Origin of the sequence: Vibrio nereis NBRC 15637, from assembly GCF_001591105.1 — a bacterium.
In the GTDB taxonomy this organism is placed as follows: domain Bacteria; phylum Pseudomonadota; class Gammaproteobacteria; order Enterobacterales; family Vibrionaceae; genus Vibrio; species Vibrio nereis.
On the sequence record NZ_BCUD01000014.1, the window covers coordinates 46,210 to 64,659 of the forward strand.

The following is an 18,450-nucleotide window of genomic DNA, read 5'->3' on the forward strand; positions in this document are numbered from 1 at the left end:
TGTTTTATTTGCTATCCGAGTGGCCTAGATCTCTCTCAGGGTCGATAACGTCACGGACTTTTTGTTTCAGCACTTTGGCTTCAGGGAAGCCGCCATCTCGTTTTCTTTCCCAAATGATCTGACCGTTACAATGGATTTCAAATCGACCTCCAGTATCAGGATGAAGAGATACGGTTTCTATCTCTTCACTAAATGTATGGAGTAGCTCTTGAGATAGCCATGTAGAGCGAAGCATCCAGTTGCACTGGCGACAGTAGTAAATATCAATAACGGCTTTATCCATATATCCTCAAAATAGTAGTTTAATTCCCACGGCAAAAGTGAGTACTTCAAAACACACTTTAATGGTTTGGTTGCTGTAGCGTGTAGTGAGGTAGGCCCCCAAGCCGCCACCCAAGAATGACCCTAGCAAGAGTATCGGTAGCCAAGGCCAATAAACAGGTGCTCCTGCTTGTGCGACCGCAGCTCCGCCAATACCGTTCCAGAATAATCCGACACAGATCATCGTCAGCGCTACTGCCTGTTTATAGTTGAAACCAAACCAACGTACAAGAAACATGGTCACGAGCAGGCCAGAGCCCGCCGTTAGCGAACCATTAATAATACCGATAACCACTATTCCTAGCCCTCCCAACAGCCAGCCTTTCGCGTCTCTGTTGATAGGACGTGCAGATTGCCCGAGTTGTTTCTTTACGCGGGAGTATATGCCAATCGCTAAAATCATTAACCCCAGCAGTGTTTCCGCTATCTGTTCGGGAATGTATAAGACGATATTAGCGCCGATAACGACACCAATGCTGCCGACGACAACCAGGTATGCGGCGACTTTCGGGCTAAAACTTTTTTGCTTGATATGTGTAAATGCGGCGCCTAACCCCAAAGCCACACTGGCGACTTTGTGAGTGGCAAGGGCGACAGAAAACGGCAAACCAAAGAAGATAAGTAAAGGAAATTGTAACAACCCAGCACCGCCGCCAGATAACGAAGCAAGAGTGTTAGAAACAAAGGAACCAAAGAAGAGTGCGAGAGAGTTAATCCAATCCATGAGTCACAAAACAAAGGGGCGTCCTGCCCCTTATCAAAATGATTAATTAGAGAAAAGTACTGTAGAACCGTGGTTTAAGCTAGTTAAAAGTAGAGTATTCTCATTGACAATATCGATGCGACGGCTTTGTTGAGCATCCATTTTAAAGATCTGAGTAATAAGCTTTAGTTGCTCTTCAGTGAAGTCTTTGCTTTGTGCTGAAGAAATATCTTTAAACTCGGTAGGTGATACAAGCAAATAGTTGTCGCTGATCTCCCACTCTCCCGTCTCGGAGATACTAATGATACTTTCGTTTTCTGCATCGTTTGCATATAGGCGGACGGTGGCGACGCGAATGTATGTGCCGCTCTTCAGGTATTTCACGTTAGAACTGACATCAACTTTACGTAGCGGTCCGACAGAGTTGTCTAGCGGTGGCTCAGTTATCAGTGTCACCATTTTTGATTGCCACTCTTTAGATGTGAGGGCTTGTTCAACTTTTAAATCACTTCCCCAATAGAGCCAGCTACTGAAAATGGCAGAAAGGACTAATAAACCGACAGCTAGTTTCTGATTCATGATACTCATCCTATTGGCACACGTTGCTGAGATCTTCTTGATCCGCATAGATTTTTAGCGTGATATTTTCACCTGAATGCTCTAGCGAATGAATGTAGTTAAGAACCACGCTGTTGTTTTGTCCGCCCGTGGCAATCACTTCGACAGGTGCATACGAGTCGGTATGAGATTCGTTGTAGCGTTTTACGCACTGCTCAATAGATTGAGCCCACATATTGAGGCTTGGGTGGTTGGCGGGCGTTTTTACGGGCGTGTTGTCATAGACTGCGATTTGACGAAAGCTCGATTTCGCAGGGTTTGTGAACAGCACAACACACAAAGGTAAGAACAATGCGAGTGCAAGGGATACCTTGGATAGCAGCTTGTTTCGGCAATCTTTGGACGAGCGTTGAGGGGCAGTTTCAGGAGTATCTACTACCGTTTCTGGTTGGGGGGCTGCTAGAGCCTCACTGATTTCTGGCTCAACTACGGGCTCATCAATGATCTCGGCAGCAACGACAGGTTCTGCTGGTGGCTGATCGTCAGGTTTTGATTCTCCTTTCATTAAAGGCACTGTTTTTTCTACCGACGAAATGAGCTGATAGCCTCTTTTCGGTACGGTTTTCACAAACTGAGGCGATTTAGTTGAATCGTTGAGCGACTTTCTCAGTGTGGAAATGGCCTGTGTTAAGCTGGAATCATCCACTTCAAACCCCTGCATACGCCAAACAAAGTCGTGTAAGTCATTACGCGTTATGACCTCGCCTGGTTTGTCACACAGTAATCTCAAGATCCGGCTTTCATTGCTGCCTAGATGAATGGTCTCATTATTGTTTTCTTTGTCTACAAGCGAATTCGTATTTGGGTCAAAGATAAATTTATTTGCGAGATTGAATTTGGTACCTATATTACTCATCAATTTCAGCCATTTTTATTAGTAGTTTAGCGCTATTTTCAGCACGCTCCGTCTTGGAGTAGGCTGTCTAGCTTAGGGGGAGTATCTTCAGCTAGAATTTTGCGAGCCGCAAGGATAGTCAAAATTGAAACAAAAAAACACTGTTTTTATAACCTTTGACCTTGAATTTACATTTGGCACCCTCATGTTTACCTGCAGATTCACTTGGTGACGGCCTCACGTTTGTTTGAGGCCAGAGATGTCATAGAAGTAATGGAGCAATCATGAGCGATACAATGACACCAAACAAAGAAACTCGTGGCTTTCAATCAGAAGTAAAGCAACTACTTCATTTAATGATTCACTCTCTTTACTCCAATAAAGAGATCTTCCTACGCGAGCTGATTTCAAACGCATCTGACGCCTCAGATAAACTGCGCTTCCAGGCGCTGTCTCACCCTGAATTGTATCAAGGTGACGCTGATCTGGGTGTTAAGCTTTCTTTCGACGAAGCAGCCAATACGCTAACGATCTCTGATAACGGTATTGGCATGAGCCGAGATGACGTGATCGAACATTTAGGTACAATTGCGAAATCAGGTACTGCTGAATTTTTCTCTAAATTATCAGAAGACCAATCCAAAGATTCCCAGTTGATCGGTCAGTTTGGTGTCGGTTTCTACTCGGCCTTTATCGTGGCTGACGCGGTAACAGTACGTACTCGTGCTGCTGGTTTATCTGCTGACCAAGCGGTTCAATGGCATTCTTCAGGTGAAGGCGAATACACCATTGAGAGCATCTCAAAAGAGTCTCGCGGTACTGACATCATCCTTCACATGCGTGAAGACGGTAAAGAGTTCCTAAATGAGTGGCGTCTTCGTGATGTTATCAGCAAGTACTCTGATCATATCGGCATTCCTGTTTCAATTCAGACCGCAGAACGTGACGAAGAAGGCAAAGAAACGGGCGAGAAAAAGTGGGAGAAAATCAACAAAGCTCAAGCACTTTGGACGCGTAACAAGTCGGATATCTCTGAAGAAGAGTACCAAGAATTTTATAAACACGTTTCGCATGATTTTGCAGATCCACTGACGTGGAGCCACAACCGTGTGGAAGGTAAGAACGATTACACCAGCTTGCTTTACATCCCAGCAAAAGCGCCATGGGATATGATGAACCGCGACCACAAATCAGGTCTTAAACTGTATGTTCAGCGCGTGTTTATTATGGATGACGCAGAGCAATTCATGCCGTCTTACCTACGTTTTGTACGTGGTCTGATAGATTCAAACGACCTGCCATTGAACGTTTCTCGTGAGATCCTTCAAGACAACAAAGTCACTCAATCGTTACGCAATGCATGTACTAAGCGTGTGCTGACCATGCTTGAGCGCATGGCGAAGAATGACGAAGAGAAATATCAGTCATTCTGGAAAGAGTTTGGTCTCGTGATGAAAGAAGGCCCTGCAGAGGACATGAGCAACAAAGAGAAAGTTGCTGGCCTACTGCGTTTTGCCTCTACAGAAGTGGACTCTGCAGAACAAACGGTTAGCTTGGCGTCTTATGTTGAACGTATGAAAGAAGGTCAGGATAAGATTTACTACCTGACAGCAGATAGCTACGCAGCCGCTAAGAACAGCCCACACTTAGAGCAGTTCAAGGCCAAAGGCATTGAAGTCGTTCTGATGTACGACCGCATTGATGAGTGGTTGATGAACTACCTGACAGAATTTGACGGTAAGCAGTTCCAGTCTATTACAAAAGCGGGTCTGGACCTTAGCAAGTTTGAAGACGAAGCGGAAAAAGAGAAGCAGAAAGAAACTGAAGAAGAGTTCAAATCTGTTGTTGAGCGCACTCAGGCTTACCTCGGTGACCGAGTGAAAGAAGTACGCACAACGTTCAAACTGGCGACAACGCCTGCAGTGGTCGTGACCGATGATTTTGAGATGGGCACACAAATGGCGAAATTGCTTGAAGCAGCAGGCCAGGCGGCACCAGAAGTGAAATACATCTTTGAAATTAACCCTGAACATGAAATGGTGAAACGTATGGCTGATGAAGCCGACGAAGAGGCATTTGGCCGCTGGGTTGAGGTTCTGCTTGGTCAGGCCATGCTGGCAGAGCGCGGCTCTTTGGCGGATCCATCACAGTTCTTAGGGGCGGTAAATTCGCTTTTGACTAAGGGCTAATAGCTCAAAAGGTTCGAAAAGCTCGCAATATGCGGGCTTTTTGATTTATTTGCGTTCATCGTGAATAAAAAGTGAAAAACTGGCGGCTAAGTGTGAGTGTTTAAGCATTCTTTAGTCGTAGTTCGCGCTTCAATGTAACATTGTATGATAGAATGCAATCTTGAAACGAAGCGGACAGGTGTGTAATGTGCACGCCTGTTTTATTGTGAACTGTTTAAACAGTTATACCGAAACTTACCGTGAGCTAAGCCATCATTGATTGGCAGGCAATAGTGAGCTTCGGTATAAATTATTATTATGTTAAGAGGATTAAACATGCGCATCATTCTTCTAGGTGCTCCAGGTGCAGGTAAAGGCACACAAGCAAACTTCATCATGGAAAAGTACGGTATTCCACAAATCTCTACTGGTGATATGCTTCGTGCTGCTATCAAAGCAGGTACAGAGCTTGGTAAACAAGCAAAAGCTGTTATCGACGCTGGTCAGCTAGTTTCTGATGAAATTATCCTTGGCCTTATCAAAGAGCGCATCGCTCAAGACGATTGCGAGAAAGGTTTCCTACTGGATGGTTTCCCACGCACTATCCCTCAGGCTGATGGCCTAAAAGAAATGGGTGTAGACGTTGATTACGTTATCGAATTTGACGTAGCAGACGACGTTATCGTTGAGCGCATGGCGGGTCGTCGTGCACACCTAGCTTCTGGTCGTACTTACCACGTGGTTTACAACCCGCCTAAAGAAGAAGGCAAAGACGACGTAACAGGTGAAGACCTTGTTGTTCGTGATGATGACAAAGAAGAAACAGTACGTGCACGTCTTGGTGTTTACCACGAGCAAACTGCGCCTCTTATCAATTACTACGGCAAAGAAGCTGAAGCAGGCAACACTAAGTACCTAAAATTTGATGGTACTAAACAAGTAGCTGAAGTAAGCGCTGATATCGAAAAAGCACTAGCTTAATCGAGGGCTCAATTATTTGAGCAACTCTTCGAGTAAGTTTGAAAGTTTGTTATAGTGAAGGCGGCCCTGATGGGTCGCTTTTTTTATGCTTACATATTGATTCACAACGGTGATCTTACCTAGATAACCACATTAAGTGTCGATAGGATTCTATGCAAAACGATAAAAAACAGGGCGTGTTATTGGTTAACTTAGGCACGCCAGATGAACCCACTGCACCTGCGGTAAAACGTTTCCTAAGCCAGTTTTTACATGACAAACGCGTCGTAGATATGACTCGATGGTTATGGTGTCCACTTTTGCATGGCGCAATTCTTCCTATTCGTGCTCCGAAAGTTGCCAAGTTGTATCAATCGGTATGGATGGATGACGGCTCTCCATTGATGGTGTATTCAAAGCGCCAGGTAGAAAAGCTGAGAAAACGTGTGGATATGCCTGTTGAACTAGGGATGACTTACGGTAACCCAAGCCTTCAAGCTGGCGTAGAAGCGTTGCTCGCGCAAGGCGTGGAAGAAGTCATCGTATTGCCGTTATACCCGCAATATTCAGGGACAACGACAGCCGCAGTGTCTGATGGCCTGACGAAAGCGTTTAAAAATATTCCGGTGATGCCTGCTTATCGGTTTATTCGTGATTACCACGATCACCCGTTGTACATTAAAGCATTGGCAGAAAGCGTAAAACGTGTCTGGGAGCAGAAAGGCAAAGGCGATTACTTGCTTTGCTCATACCATGGCATCCCCAAGCGTTACGCTGACAATGGTGATATTTACCCTAATCATTGTGATAGGACCACTACACTACTGGCGCGTGAACTGGGTTTAGAGCCGAATCAGATTGGCATGACATACCAATCTCGCTTTGGTCGAGAAGAGTGGTTGCAGCCATACACCGATAAAACGTTAGAAACTTTGCCTGGCAAGGGCATAAAGAATCTAGACATTATGTCACCGGCCTTCTCTTCTGATTGTTTGGAAACGTTAGAAGAGATTTCTGAAGAATGTCGAGAGATATTCATGGAGAATGGGGGAAGCCGCTTTAACTTTATCCCATGTTTGAACGATGATGATCTTCATATCGAAATGATGGCTGAGCTGATTAAAAGCTAGTTTATATCGGCTAATACTATTAAGGGCTGCCTGTGCAGCCCTTAATGCGTAATATTTATTTCTGTGTATTATTTGCTGTCGTAATGACGGTATTCAAACACTTGACCCTTGTCATTGAAAGCGTACACAGAAAACTCATCTTTCTTATCGCCATACTCCATACCCGGCGAGCCCATAGGCATCCCCGGAACAGCTAGACCAATTGCGTTTTTAGGCGGGTTTTCTAAGAATGCTTTGATATCTTCCGCTGGGATATGTCCTTCGAAAACGTAACCATCGATTTGTGCGGTATGGCATGACGCCAGCTCAGGAGTGATCCCAAGTTCCTGCTTTATCGGGTTCATGTTTTTATGTAATTCTTCTTGCACATTAAAACCTGCTTCTTGCATATGCTTTGTCCACTCTGTACAACAGCCGCAGTAAGGTGACTTGTGATTCAGCACATCCGCAGCAACCGCAGGGCCAGACAACAACATAAACGTTGCTAAGGATAAAATGGTTTTATTCATAATGACCTCTATGAGTGTATTTCTGTTTTAAATAATCTTAGTCTATTCGCATTGCTTACGACGGTAATCGATGACAGTGCCATCGCTGCCCCGGCGACGACTGGGCTCAATAAAAAGCCAAATGCCGGGTAAAGAACACCAGCTGCGATGGGGATCCCCAGTGAGTTGTAAACAAAGGCTCCAAATAAGTTTTGCTTCATATTTTTTACCGTTGCCTTAGAGAGTTCTATTGCTCTCACGACGGCAAGAGGAGAGGAGTTGAGTAAAGTCATCTGAGCGCTTTCTATCGCGACATCACTGCCGCTGCCCATAGCAATACCGATATCCGCTAAGGCGAGTGCAGGAGCGTCATTCACCCCATCTCCGATCATCGCTACGCAAGCATCTTGAGATTTGAGTGCCTGAATATGAGCGGCTTTTTCATCGGGCAACACTTCAGAAATCACTTGCTCAATCCCAAGTTGTTTGGCAATAGCATTAGCTACGTGTTGGTTATCACCAGTGAGCATGACGGTTTTGATCTGCATGCTTTTCAGTGCTGCGATCGCTTGTTTGGCGTCTTCTTTAATTGAATCGGCAATCGCGATAGCACCAATAACTTCGTTGTCTACTGCGATCAGAATAGGGGTCGAGGCATGAGCTTGATACTGCTCAACCACTGAGTCGACTTTGGACAAATCCCAGTTTTGTTTTTTCGCATATCCAAGGGAAGTGGCTGATACTGTGTTATTTTGGAACTGCCCGAGTACACCTTGCCCACGTAAGTTTTCGAATTTGCTCACTTCCGCAAACACGACGCCTTTCGCTTTGGCTTGATTAACAATCGCTTTTGCTAATGGGTGCTCGGAGTGCTGCTCTATACCTGCTGCTAAAGCCAGAAGTTCATCTTCGTTGCCATCTAGCGCAAAAAGGTTTTGTACCTCAGGTTTGCCTTGGGTCAATGTCCCTGTCTTGTCGAACACCACCATATCCAGTTTGCTGGCGCTTTGAAGTACATCAGCATCTTTAATCAGAATACCCATTTCGGCTGCTTTACCAATCCCAACGGTCACGGAGAGTGGGGTCGCGAGTCCGAGCGCACATGGGCACGCGATGATTAATACTGTGGTTGAGACAACCAGCATATAACTGGCTTTCGGGTCTGGGCCAACCATAAACCAGATCGCGGCGGATAAAAGAGCAATAGCCACCACAACGGGGACGAAGACCGCCGAGATTTGGTCAGCCAGCTTGGCAATGGCGGGTTTACTGCTTTGAGCTTCTCTTACCATTTTGATGATCCGAGAGAGCATCGTATTGCTACCGATCCCAGTCGCTTCAATCACTAAGCTGCCATCTTGGTTAAGCGTACCTGCGGAAACCGCATCATTGGTTTGCTTGTAAACAGGGACGGGCTCGCCAGTAAGCATGGACTCATCAATATAGGAGTGACCCGAAATCACTTTACCGTCAACGGGAGCCTTCTCACCGGGTTTGATGCGTAGTTGCATTCCTAGTGTGATGCTGTCGATATGAATGGTCACATCGCCTTGTTCAGTAACCTGCGTGGCCTCGTTGGGTTGCAGGTTAATGAGGGCTTGCAGAGAGCGCGTCGTTTTGGCTTTGGCTTTGGCTTCAATGTAGTGGCCGAGAGAAATCAAACCAATGATCATCGCGCTGGCTTCAAAGTAAACGTGGCGAGAGGCTTCGGGGAACCAATGTGGAAACGCGACAACTAACATAGAGAAAAGCCACGCAGCCCCTGTACCCAAGGCGACTAACGTATCCATGGTGGCACGTTTATGGGTCAGTGCTTGCCAGGCGTTAACAAAAAAGCTTTTACCCGCAGTGGCTAGTAGAGCCAAACAAACTAGTCCTATTACGCCCCAAGCTAACTGGTCTGAGCCATTGCGGATCATCATGTTGCCGCCAGCCATGCCCCAAACCATAAGCGGAGCACCAACAGCAATGCCAGCCCAAGCACTTTTCTTGTGGTAGCTCTGAGTTTTAATTTGTTGCTCAAGCTGTCTTTGTTGTTGTGTTTGAGGATCGTCAATCACTTCGGCTTGATAGCCAGCGGCTTTAACCGCGCCAAGAAGGGCTTCAGCCACTTCAGGCGCAACTGAATCAGAAAAGACCAAAGCACTTTGCTCTGCCAAACTCACTTGTGCACGTGTGACTTCGGGAATGCTTGTTAACGCTTTTTCGACCGAAGAGACACAACTCGCGCACGTCATGCCTGATAGTACTAGGTGTATTGTTTTCTCATCGCTGACTTGATGCTGTTCGCTATTGGTTACTGGCTCAGACGGCTGCGTATCCGCTAGATCTTCTTGTGTGTTTGGTGTTGGCGAAGAGGCTTGCTCATCAGCCTTGTAACCGCACTCTGCAACAAGCGCTTTAATTTCCTCTGCTGATAGTAGGGTCGAAACAGTAAGCTCTGTTTTCGACACGTCGAATTCACCAATTGACGGACTCTCTTCAAGCTGCGACTTTAATTTATTGACACACTTGCCACAGTTAAGCCCTGACAAATAGAAATGGTGTTTATAACCAGCTTGATAACTAAGTTCACTAATGGATTTTTCTAGTTCTGCAAATGTGCTGTCGCTTTCTAACACGATTTGAGTAGGGGATAGCTCTTGAATCAAAACATGATGTTTAGATAAGAGCTCACGTTCCACTTTTCTTGCACATCCCATGCAATTTAAGCCTGATAGTGGAATATCGAACTGATACATAATCAAAGCCCTCTGACGATAACTGTCATTGAGAATAAACCTTGACTCAAGGGTAAGGTCAAGCTTGAAACATAATATTAGAGTAAGTGGCGGGGTAGCTATGGCGCGTGACTTTGTTTTTAACTTGGAAAACCTATCAATGACGGATTGTAGATTTGCATATCGGTGCTAAAATAACGCGCAATTTTTAGCATCGTTACACGGTGCTGTCATTTAGACAATCAAGGTATTTTACATGACGGTTAAAACTCGTTTTGCTCCTAGCCCTACAGGCTACCTTCACGTTGGCGGTGCGCGTACAGCACTTTACTCATGGTTATTCGCTAAAAGTCAGGGTGGTGAATTCGTTCTGCGTATCGAAGATACGGATTTGGAGCGTAACTCTCAGGAAGCGGTAGATGCGATCCTAGAAGGTATGAAATGGTTAGGCATGGAGTGGGATGAAGGTCCTTATTTCCAATCAAAACGCTTTGACCGTTACAACGAAGTCATTGAAAAGCTGCTTGCTGAAGACAAAGCATACAAATGTTATGCACCTAAAGAGCTGCTTGAAGAAATTCGTGCAGAGCAAGAAGCAAACAAAGAAATGCCTCGTTACGATGCGAATCACCCGAAAATCGTAGCGGCAAATGCGGCTGCGAAAGAAGGTGACCCTTGTGTCGTTCGTTTCCGCAACCCAAAACAAGGTAGCGTGGTTTTTGACGATCAGATCCGTGGTCGTATCGAAATCAGCAACGAACAGATGGACGACCTGATTATTCGTCGTACCGATGGCGCACCAACTTACAACTTCGTTGTGGTTGTCGATGACTGGGATATGGGCATTACGCACGTTGTTCGTGGTGAAGACCATATCAATAACACACCACGTCAGATCAACATTTATGAAGCGTTAGGTGCACCCGTACCAACATTTGCACACTGTGCCATGATCCTTGGTGACGACGGTGCGAAGCTTTCGAAGCGTCACGGCGCTGTATCGGTAATGCAATATCGCGACGAAGGTTACTTACCAAACGCACTAAACAACTATCTAGTGCGTTTGGGTTGGTCTCACGGTGACCAAGAAATCTTCTCTCAAGAAGAAATGATCGAACTGTTCAGCCTAAATGCAATTTCTAAATCTGCTTCAGCGTTTAACACTGAAAAACTACTGTGGCTAAACAACCACTACATCAAAACATCAGAACCAGAGTATGTTGCTAAGCACCTTCAATGGCACCTAGATCAGCAGAACCTGAATGTAGAAAATGGCCCGGCGCTAACAGAAGTGATCAAGCTAGTAGGTGAGCGTTGTAATACCCTTATTGAGCTTGCTGAGCAGATCCGCTACTTCTACGAAGACTTCTCGGAGTTTGAAGCAGGTGCAGCTAAGAAGCACTTACGCGGTGTAGCCAAGCAGCCACTAGAGCTAGCTTTAGCGAAAGCCGAAGCGCTTCAAGACTGGACAACAGACAGCATTAAACAAGGTGTTATCGCAGCAGTGTGTGAAGAACTAGAAATCGGCATGGGTAAAATCGGTATGCCACTTCGTGTTGCTGTAACTGGTGGTGGCCAGTCACCATCTGTTGATGCGGTGATGGAACTCGTTGGGAAAGAACGTGTTATCGCTCGTATCAAGATGGCGCTAGAGTTTATCGCAGAGCGCGAAGCAAACGCGTAACTCTTCTTTGTGAGTAATATTAAGCCGCAGTGTAACGCTGCGGCTTTTTTGTATCTCATTATTAAGCTTAAAGGCTTACCTGTCTCATATTGCTTCGCTCAATATCTCCATTCCCTCTTTATTCTCCAATGATATTTGTGATATTCACTGAAGATTCTCTGATAAACACCTAACTATAACTTGACATAACTGCTCTTTTATAAAAATTAAAACGGTTTATAGTTCCCCTGTCGGCTGCAACAAGTCACAGTAAGCTTGTTGCACTAGGGAGTTGTCACAGCAGGAAGTGCCTATAGACGCATCATTTGGATACTACATGGTTTGTTTATATGGTGGATGAAATATTCATACCTAAGCTGACTTAATAATTAAATAATCCAAGAGGAAGTAATAATGAAAAAATTAGCAGCGGTTATTTCTGCATCACTTGTTTTAGCTTCGACTCCTTCTTTAGCTGAAGTATACGTAGGTGCCAAAGCGGGTAAGTCTTGGTTGGATGATGCTTGTACGTCTTCAACAGCATGTGATGATGACTCATCAACAGTAGGTGCATTTGTCGGCTATGAAATGTGGGACTTTCTATCGCTAGAAGCGGGCTATGACTATCTAGGTCGTTTTACGGGGGCTGGCCTTAATGACGAAAAAGTTCAGGCATACACGTTAGCACCTAAGCTTAGCCTACCAGTCACTGATGCAATTTCTCTATACGGTAAAGTGGGTGGCGCGTTTGTTGACCACGGCAGCAAAGATGACTATTCGTACCTTGGCGCAGCGGGTGTTGAGTTTGGCACTAACCAAAACGTTTCTGTACGCCTTGAATACCAAACGCTGACTGATGTGAACAACGACCTAGTTCGCGCGGAAGCAAACAGCGCAACACTTGGCGTGGTATACAAATTTGGTAGCAATGAAGAAGCTGTTGCCGCACCTGTCGTAGTTGAGGAAATGGTGGAAGAAGTTGTTGAAGAGGTTCCTGTAGTTGAGGAGCCTGTGATTGTAACCAAGACTTTTGCGACTCAGCGCTTAGGAACAGAGAGCTTTGAAGTGAATAGTTCAAAGCTAAATGAAGAAAGTCGAGTTCAACTGGGTGAGTTGGTTGAGTTTCTAAACACATACCCACAAGCTAATGTCGAAGTTGTCGGTTACACCGATACTTCTGGCGCGGCGAGCTACAACCAAGCACTTTCAGAGAAACGTGCTGAGTCTGTTGCGAGTGCACTAGTGGAACAAGGCATTGAGGCGTCTAGAATTAGCGCTCGTGGTGAGGGTGAAAATAACCCAATCGTATCAAATGAGACTCTAGAAGGACGCCAACAGAATCGTCGAGTGGAGATCATTGTGCCAGAATTTGAATATCAAGTTCAGCAATAATAAATAGCCGAAAAAGTAGATTTTTTGCTCAACGCCTCAATTTCTATTGGGGCGTTGTCTTATTGTTGAGAATAAAGATTGTGGCAGAAAAATATTATAAAAATAACAGAAACATAATTGTGTAAATAAGCAGATAAATGTACCCTTCTCAGCATTCACGCTGTAACAATGAGTTACTGTGTCGAATGTATATTGCGTAATCATTTATGCGAACATAAAGGAAAACTATAATGAAAAAGTTAGCAGCGGTAATTTCAACAACTCTCCTATTGGCATCTGCGTCAGCATCGGCAACAGAAGAAGGCCAATTTTATATTGGTGCAAAAGCGGGTGTGAGTTGGTTAAACAACGCATGTACAGCTGGAGCATGTGACGAAGATTCTTGGGCGCTAGGCTCGTTCCTTGGTTATCAAGTAAGTGATGTTGTTGCTCTTGAGGCTGGTCTAGGCGCACTGGGTGAGACATCTGGTTTCTTAGGCATGGAAGATCAAAATCTTTCACAATACAGTTTTGCTCCTCGTTTTAGCTACGCACTTAGCGAAGACGTTAATGCATTTGCTAAAGTGGGTGGCGCATTCATGAAGTATGCGAGTGAAGATGATTTCGCATTCTTGACTGCAGCAGGCCTGTCATACAGCTTAATGCCTTCTATCGATCTTCAAGCGGAATACCAGCACTTTAATGGTATTCGTATCTATTCGCGTGAGTTTAATGCAAACACGTTTACTATCGGTTTCCGCTCTAACTTCGGTGGCAGCACTGAGCCAACACCAGAGCCAGTACAAGAAGTACTAGTTGAAGAGGTTGTTGAAGAAGTTGTCGTTGCGCCAGTTGTTAAAACGTTTGAAGCTAAACTTGTAGGTTCTAGCAGTTTCGCGCACAACAGTGCAGAACTTACTGCAACAGGCACGCAAAAACTTGATGCACTAGTGGCATTTATGACTCAATACCCACAAGCAAACGTGGAAGTTGTTGGTTACACAGACTCACGTGGTGCTGAAGCTTACAACCAAAAACTTTCTGAGAAACGTGCTCAATCAGTGGCAAACGCTCTAGAAGAGCAAGGCATTGATGCATCTCGTATTACCGCTACAGGTAAAGGTGAGAGCAACCCTGTTGCAACGAACGAAACTGCAGAAGGCCGTGCTCAAAACCGCCGTGTAGAAATCGTTGTACCTGCATTTGAATACGAAGAAAAGTAATCTTTTAGTAGATAGCTTTCATTAATTGAAAATGCCTTGGCTTTATCCGCCAGGGCATTTTTTATTTTAAGTCTATGCTATTTAACCTTCCCATAAACTCTAAAATTTCTAAATTCTCTTTATTGGCCTCAAGTAAGGCTTTTTTCGTTTTACTATAAGCTGCTAATCGCCCATGTTTCTTTATTGAGCACACAACGCTCTTATAGATTAACTTTCCATCCTTATCGTAATTGCGCCAAGCTGCTATATAGCACTCATCTGTTGCAGTGGGATCGTCTTTGGTTGGTCTAGGTTTGAATATAATTTTAGGTTCAAGAGAGTGGGGCAGGCGCGTCATTAAGTAAGGGTCTTTTAATAGTCTACGCCAAAACTTTCCCCACATCGCCGAACCCAGTTCGTTACGAAGTTTTATGGCTTTCTTTAGCCCTTTCTTTTCACCGATGCGTACGTATCCGACAGAGCGGTGCAAGACCTTATCGTCTGGTGTATGGATATGTATCTTAAACGCTGTCTTAGCTTTGGAAATAAATCGATGACCAGTGTTAGTGGTCAAGTTACTCTTCTTCATGGAGTTCGCTATCAATAATTTTATTAATATTAATTTTAGATGAATGTGAACAGATCGTGAAGTCAGAGAGAGACAGAACCAAGCAATTAGTATTCTTTTTGTAGATAACGACTCTATATACCTGAAGGTATTGGTATGAAATCTATGTTTACTAGGTCATATTAGCTCAATTTTTGGCATATGCTACAAATATTGATTGGTCGAAAGGTAATCTTATGAACACTTGTAACGACTCTCATGCATGCTGCGCTGTATGCTCTTCTGTGAGTGAAAACCCATTTAGCCTAAATGTGAACTACCAAGCGAACGGTGAGCATGAATGTGTATCTGCTTTTTTGGTTGAAGAGCGCCACCAAGGGTATTTAGGCCTGTTGCATGGAGGCATAGCCAGTTCATTACTTGATGGAGCAATGACTCACTGCTTGCTGCAACATGGAATAATGGCATTGACGGCAAAGCTTGATGTTCGTTTTCATGATGTCATTAAGCTAGGTGAAAAGGTGGATGTTAAAGCGATATGCCATTCATCTCGAAGAAGTGTTTATGATCTGTCTGCTCAATTAACTGTTAACGGCATAGTGAAGGTAAGCGCAACTGCGAAGTTTATTCGCCCTAAAAATACCGTGTGCTTCTGAGCGGAAAATAAAAACGTCGGCAAACTAATCAGTGCCGACGTTTCTTAAAATATGGCGCTCCCGACAGGATTCGAACCTGTGACCTATCCCTTAGGAGGGGATCGCGCTATCCAGCTGTGCCACGGGAGCGTGCCTCTATAATACCGAAATAAATGGCAATGTTAAGCCTATGATTTAAAGAAGTTTATGCATAACATCTCCAATTTGGATGCTGGTGGCCAATTCGGGTTGATCAACAGACAGTTCAGCTTCATTCTCATAGACGCGATTAACAGTCAGTGTGATATTGGTTTCTGTCACTTTATTTCTCGGCAGGCCTCGTTGATCAATAAATGAGCCAGTATGCCATAGCTGTAGCTTGTCACCTTCTTTCACCCCATGAACACGGCCTAAATCGATCGTAATCGCATTGCCCCATTTCGCGACGACTTCTGGCAAGGTTATTTTGCAAGAGACTTCCGATTCGAGGTCTAGCATGATGTTCCGGCTTACGCGCAGTAACATATCACCATAGCTAGAAGCCCAGAATCGCGCGCTTTTGGTATCTATCTGGCTTGTTTTAGCAAAAGGCCAACGGGCGACTTCTCGATAGTTACGGTTGTACACTTCATTGCCCGTTTTGCCATCAAAAATCGTCATTTCTAGCGCAAACTGCCTATTTATCGTATCTCCGCTAACCAGGTTTTGTTCGATAGTTGCTGTAAGGTCGGTGATCACACCACCTAATATGTACTGGGCGCCAGTATCTTCTGCAATCATTTTCAGGCGTTCAGGGAAGCGCTTATTAATTTCATAATCCGTGGTTCCCACTGAAACAAAGTTAACTGATTCTTGATCGAGTTGTCGGTTGATGACATTCGCGAAGTCATCGCCGATGTTATAAATCTGGCCCATGACGGCTTGTTGTGGCGAGACAAGATCAATATTGCCGACCAAAAAGGTCTTCTTATACTGATCGACATGGCAACCCGTTGCCGATGGATAAATATCAACACGAGCTTTTACAAACATCACTCCTCGGCGGGTAATTTGCTCATCAACAATGATGTAACGAACTTCGCTATTTGCAAACTGGTATTCTTTTCTATCACTTTCCAGTAGTGGGCGCAGGTTGGCAATACTGCCTATATCGGCCCCTGAAAATTGCACAGCCTTATACAGCGCGTCTTCGAGCGCATGAATACGTGCGACGTCATCGGACGAAACTACCGTTGCAGTTCCTGTCACTTCATACCATCCCGCTTGAGCAGTCATTGTCCATAGGCTGAAGTACAAGGTAGAAAAAAGTATAAGAAGTGATTTTTTCATTTAGGTATACCAAGTTGGTTCATTTTTTGCTTTATCTAGCTTAGCAAGTTTAGGTGTTGTTTTTTGACTGTGACAAAGCTTAAAAAGCAAAGAGTGTTCCACTTTTAGAAGAGAGCAATTAGTGTGAACGTTCAGGCCTTAATGTATCGGAGATTAGAGAATGAAGAAATGGTTATCATTGGTGCCTGTAGTCTTTCTTACTGCGTGTGCTTATGCACCTATATATAATGGTAAGGAACCGTACCCTGGTACTCAGTTTATGCTGATGGAGAGTCCACGCCATACCCTAGACTTTTTCATTGAGAGCATGACAGAAGATCTGATGGTCTCAAACACAAGCGTATCGGCGCGCACACCCATTGCGGTCACATCGTTTGTTGACCTGCAAAATATGGATGCAACCAACTGGCTAGGCAACTCTGTTTCTGAAGGATTTATTCATCAGTTCCAACGCCGTGGTTTTAAAGTTGTCGATTTTAAAACCACAGGGGCAATTCAGGTTACTCATCAAGGTGATTTTGCGTTTAGCCGAGACTGGAAAGACTTGGCTCTGGAGCAAGAAGTGCAGTACGTACTCACAGGAACAATGCTTCGCCAAGAAGGCGGGGTTCTGGTGAATGCTCGTGTTGTTGGAATGCAGTCACGTATTGTGGTCGCTACCGCGCAAGGCTTTTTACCTGCTGACCGTATTGGTCGAGATCTAGATACGCTCAATAGTATCCGTACTCAAGATGGCGTGTTGATTCGCTCAGATCCAACCATCACTCAACCATATACTGTTATTTTGCGTCCATAGGAGTGAGCATGAAAAAGCTACTATTACTGGTTACAGTACTCATCATGGTAGGTTGCCAACCTTTGGGGACGATGAGGCCTGATGATTGGCTTACTTCCGTTGGTTATGCAAGCATCAGCGAGCAGAAAGGGCGTAATGAAGAAGAAAAACAGGTTCGTGCCATGCGAGCTTCAAAAATTGATGCTTACCGTGAGTTAGCTGAACAAGTTTACGGTATGCGAGTCAGCGGTAGAGCAAGCCTTCAAGATCAGCGACTAGGTACTGAACTCACGTCCGGGGCGGTTGATGGTGTTATTCGCGGTGCTGAAGTTGTCCGGAGTTACAAAGTAGGAGACAGCTACGTGACGGAACTTCGCTTGGATATTCAGAAAATGGATAGGCTAAGAGATTATGGTGAAGTTCAGCAAGTTCCGGAAAAAAGGCAACAAACTCTGTTTTAGCGAACTGGCCATCTCTAATCTCTTCGATCAAAAAAAAGCGGCAAACATTGCCGCTTTTTTATTTATTCTGTGCTCAGGCCTTAATGTTTGTTCCTAAAGTGGTCACATTCCTAGTTTGGCCTTCTGCCGTGTATGTCATCCCAAGCTTGCCTTGAGATTGTTTCATTAAATTATTCAGCTTATTGAAACTAGACTGCGCCCTTTGCAGCGCTTCACCGTTCATCGTATTGACCTGTAGGCACTCAGCAATAGTGGATTGAATTTCTTTCACCAGAGGGCTCAACTCTGGGTCACTCTTCAAGCTCTCTACATCTGGGTGGCGGCTAATTCTTTCATCGGTTGCTTTTAATTGATCAATCAGTGCGATTTTTTGTTTGGCGAGTAGCTCGATTTCCTTCGATACTCGACGCGTTATGGCCAGTGTTTCTTTCTCTAATAATTGAGAAAGTTCTTTCGCATTTTTAAGTTGAAACTCAACTAAACTGTCTAACGCTGCCATAATG

Annotated in this window: 18 protein-coding genes and 1 tRNA gene; 9 read left to right on the forward strand and 10 right to left on the reverse strand. The window is 44.7% G+C overall.

The window, feature by feature from the left end:
* Positions 1-4 precede the first annotated feature (4 nt).
* The 4 genes from VNE01S_RS14265 to VNE01S_RS14280 are packed head-to-tail and all read right to left on the reverse strand — an operon-like array spanning position 5 to position 2,498.
* Positions 5-283 carry an Rdx family protein gene (locus tag VNE01S_RS14265; protein WP_053396927.1) on the reverse strand — a complete coding sequence of 93 codons (279 nt, stop codon included), beginning with the start codon at positions 281-283 and terminating at the stop codon, positions 5-7.
* A gap of 6 nt (positions 284-289) precedes the next feature.
* On the reverse strand, positions 290-1,045 hold the full coding sequence (locus tag VNE01S_RS14270) for a sulfite exporter TauE/SafE family protein (RefSeq protein ID WP_053396928.1): 756 nt from the start codon (positions 1,043-1,045) through the stop codon (positions 290-292).
* A gap of 42 nt (positions 1,046-1,087) precedes the next feature.
* Entirely contained in the window at positions 1,088-1,603 is a 516-nt protein-coding gene (locus VNE01S_RS14275) for a regulatory protein ToxS (RefSeq protein WP_053396929.1), read from the reverse strand.
* A gap of 10 nt (positions 1,604-1,613) precedes the next feature.
* On the reverse strand, positions 1,614-2,498 hold the full coding sequence (locus tag VNE01S_RS14280; RefSeq protein WP_053396930.1) for a transcriptional regulator: 885 nt from the start codon (positions 2,496-2,498) through the stop codon (positions 1,614-1,616).
* A 263-nt stretch (positions 2,499-2,761) separates the two neighbouring features.
* Here VNE01S_RS14280 and htpG point away from each other — a divergent pair, with 263 nt between their 5' ends.
* From htpG to hemH, 3 genes are all read left to right on the forward strand, one after another.
* Positions 2,762-4,666, forward strand: a complete 1,905-nt coding sequence (gene htpG / locus VNE01S_RS14285; protein ID WP_053396931.1) for a molecular chaperone HtpG — start codon at positions 2,762-2,764, stop codon at positions 4,664-4,666.
* 315 nt (positions 4,667-4,981) lie between these two features.
* On the forward strand, positions 4,982-5,626 hold the full coding sequence (gene adk / locus VNE01S_RS14290) for an adenylate kinase (RefSeq protein WP_053396932.1): 645 nt from the start codon (positions 4,982-4,984) through the stop codon (positions 5,624-5,626).
* A gap of 152 nt (positions 5,627-5,778) precedes the next feature.
* On the forward strand, positions 5,779-6,735 hold the full coding sequence (gene hemH, locus VNE01S_RS14295; protein WP_053396933.1) for a ferrochelatase: 957 nt from the start codon (positions 5,779-5,781) through the stop codon (positions 6,733-6,735).
* A 68-nt stretch (positions 6,736-6,803) separates the two neighbouring features.
* Here hemH and VNE01S_RS14300 read toward each other — a convergent pair whose 3' ends face one another.
* Both VNE01S_RS14300 and VNE01S_RS14305 read right to left on the reverse strand, forming a co-directional pair.
* Positions 6,804-7,244, reverse strand: a complete 441-nt coding sequence (locus VNE01S_RS14300; RefSeq protein WP_053396934.1) for a DUF411 domain-containing protein — start codon at positions 7,242-7,244, stop codon at positions 6,804-6,806.
* Positions 7,245-7,252: 8 nt separating this feature from the next.
* Complete coding sequence (locus VNE01S_RS14305; protein WP_053396935.1) at positions 7,253-9,964, reverse strand: heavy metal translocating P-type ATPase; 2,712 nt, start codon at positions 9,962-9,964, stop codon at positions 7,253-7,255.
* Between the two features lie 235 nt (positions 9,965-10,199).
* Here VNE01S_RS14305 and gltX point away from each other — a divergent pair, with 235 nt between their 5' ends.
* The 3 genes from gltX (at position 10,200) to VNE01S_RS14320 (ending at position 14,200) form a co-directional block, all read left to right on the forward strand.
* Positions 10,200-11,627 carry a glutamate--tRNA ligase gene (gltX, locus tag VNE01S_RS14310; RefSeq protein ID WP_053396936.1) on the forward strand — a complete coding sequence of 476 codons (1,428 nt, stop codon included), beginning with the start codon at positions 10,200-10,202 and terminating at the stop codon, positions 11,625-11,627.
* Between the two features lie 393 nt (positions 11,628-12,020).
* The gene (locus VNE01S_RS14315; RefSeq protein WP_053396937.1) at positions 12,021-12,998 is read left to right on the forward strand and encodes an OmpA family protein; all 978 of its coding nucleotides are present in this window, start codon (positions 12,021-12,023) and stop codon (positions 12,996-12,998) included.
* A gap of 230 nt (positions 12,999-13,228) precedes the next feature.
* Positions 13,229-14,200 (forward strand): OmpA family protein, encoded by a 972-nt coding sequence (locus tag VNE01S_RS14320; RefSeq protein ID WP_053396938.1) that lies wholly within the window; start codon positions 13,229-13,231, stop codon positions 14,198-14,200.
* Between the two features lie 61 nt (positions 14,201-14,261).
* Here VNE01S_RS14320 and VNE01S_RS14325 read toward each other — a convergent pair whose 3' ends face one another.
* Positions 14,262-14,768 carry a Fe3+-citrate ABC transporter substrate-binding protein gene (locus VNE01S_RS14325; RefSeq protein ID WP_053396939.1) on the reverse strand — a complete coding sequence of 169 codons (507 nt, stop codon included), beginning with the start codon at positions 14,766-14,768 and terminating at the stop codon, positions 14,262-14,264.
* A 215-nt stretch (positions 14,769-14,983) separates the two neighbouring features.
* Here VNE01S_RS14325 and VNE01S_RS14330 point away from each other — a divergent pair, with 215 nt between their 5' ends.
* Positions 14,984-15,403, forward strand: a complete 420-nt coding sequence (locus VNE01S_RS14330; RefSeq protein WP_053396940.1) for a PaaI family thioesterase — start codon at positions 14,984-14,986, stop codon at positions 15,401-15,403.
* 52 nt (positions 15,404-15,455) lie between these two features.
* Here the strand turns inward: VNE01S_RS14330 and VNE01S_RS14335 are convergent.
* Positions 15,456-15,532 (reverse strand) — tRNA-Arg (locus VNE01S_RS14335).
* Between the two features lie 45 nt (positions 15,533-15,577).
* Positions 15,578-16,711: a flagellar assembly protein FlgT gene (locus VNE01S_RS14340; RefSeq protein WP_053396941.1), complete on the reverse strand. Its 1,134-nt coding sequence runs from the start codon at positions 16,709-16,711 to the stop codon at positions 15,578-15,580.
* Between the two features lie 160 nt (positions 16,712-16,871).
* Between VNE01S_RS14340 and VNE01S_RS14345 the strand changes: the two genes are divergently transcribed.
* Positions 16,872-17,507: a FlgO family outer membrane protein gene (locus tag VNE01S_RS14345; protein WP_053396942.1), complete on the forward strand. Its 636-nt coding sequence runs from the start codon at positions 16,872-16,874 to the stop codon at positions 17,505-17,507.
* Positions 17,508-17,515: 8 nt separating this feature from the next.
* Positions 17,516-17,947 (forward strand): flagellar assembly lipoprotein FlgP, encoded by a 432-nt coding sequence (flgP, locus tag VNE01S_RS14350; RefSeq protein WP_053396943.1) that lies wholly within the window; start codon positions 17,516-17,518, stop codon positions 17,945-17,947.
* 73 nt (positions 17,948-18,020) lie between these two features.
* Here the strand turns inward: flgP and VNE01S_RS14355 are convergent, their stop codons facing one another.
* The gene (locus VNE01S_RS14355) at positions 18,021-18,446 is read right to left on the reverse strand and encodes a flagella synthesis protein FlgN (RefSeq protein ID WP_053396944.1); all 426 of its coding nucleotides are present in this window, start codon (positions 18,444-18,446) and stop codon (positions 18,021-18,023) included.
* Positions 18,447-18,450: the final 4 nt, after the last annotated feature.

What these genes read in the sequence shown, in the direction of transcription:
- VNE01S_RS14265 (WP_053396927.1), bottom strand. Translation starts at nt 283, where the DNA reads ATGGATAAAGCCGTTATTGATATTTACTACTGTCGCCAGTGCAACTGG.
- VNE01S_RS14270 (WP_053396928.1), bottom strand. Translation starts at nt 1,045, where the DNA reads ATGGATTGGATTAACTCTCTCGCACTCTTCTTTGGTTCCTTTGTTTCT.
- VNE01S_RS14275 (WP_053396929.1), bottom strand. Translation starts at nt 1,603, where the DNA reads ATGAATCAGAAACTAGCTGTCGGTTTATTAGTCCTTTCTGCCATTTTC.
- VNE01S_RS14280 (WP_053396930.1), bottom strand. Translation starts at nt 2,498, where the DNA reads ATGAGTAATATAGGTACCAAATTCAATCTCGCAAATAAATTTATCTTT.
- htpG (WP_053396931.1), top strand. Translation starts at nt 2,762, where the DNA reads ATGAGCGATACAATGACACCAAACAAAGAAACTCGTGGCTTTCAATCA.
- adk (WP_053396932.1), top strand. Translation starts at nt 4,982, where the DNA reads ATGCGCATCATTCTTCTAGGTGCTCCAGGTGCAGGTAAAGGCACACAA.
- hemH (WP_053396933.1), top strand. Translation starts at nt 5,779, where the DNA reads ATGCAAAACGATAAAAAACAGGGCGTGTTATTGGTTAACTTAGGCACG.
- VNE01S_RS14300 (WP_053396934.1), bottom strand. Translation starts at nt 7,244, where the DNA reads ATGAATAAAACCATTTTATCCTTAGCAACGTTTATGTTGTTGTCTGGC.
- VNE01S_RS14305 (WP_053396935.1), bottom strand. Translation starts at nt 9,964, where the DNA reads ATGTATCAGTTCGATATTCCACTATCAGGCTTAAATTGCATGGGATGT.
- gltX (WP_053396936.1), top strand. Translation starts at nt 10,200, where the DNA reads ATGACGGTTAAAACTCGTTTTGCTCCTAGCCCTACAGGCTACCTTCAC.
- VNE01S_RS14315 (WP_053396937.1), top strand. Translation starts at nt 12,021, where the DNA reads ATGAAAAAATTAGCAGCGGTTATTTCTGCATCACTTGTTTTAGCTTCG.
- VNE01S_RS14320 (WP_053396938.1), top strand. Translation starts at nt 13,229, where the DNA reads ATGAAAAAGTTAGCAGCGGTAATTTCAACAACTCTCCTATTGGCATCT.
- VNE01S_RS14325 (WP_053396939.1), bottom strand. Translation starts at nt 14,768, where the DNA reads ATGAAGAAGAGTAACTTGACCACTAACACTGGTCATCGATTTATTTCC.
- VNE01S_RS14330 (WP_053396940.1), top strand. Translation starts at nt 14,984, where the DNA reads ATGAACACTTGTAACGACTCTCATGCATGCTGCGCTGTATGCTCTTCT.
- VNE01S_RS14340 (WP_053396941.1), bottom strand. Translation starts at nt 16,711, where the DNA reads ATGAAAAAATCACTTCTTATACTTTTTTCTACCTTGTACTTCAGCCTA.
- VNE01S_RS14345 (WP_053396942.1), top strand. Translation starts at nt 16,872, where the DNA reads ATGAAGAAATGGTTATCATTGGTGCCTGTAGTCTTTCTTACTGCGTGT.
- flgP (WP_053396943.1), top strand. Translation starts at nt 17,516, where the DNA reads ATGAAAAAGCTACTATTACTGGTTACAGTACTCATCATGGTAGGTTGC.
- VNE01S_RS14355 (WP_053396944.1), bottom strand. Translation starts at nt 18,446, where the DNA reads ATGGCAGCGTTAGACAGTTTAGTTGAGTTTCAACTTAAAAATGCGAAA.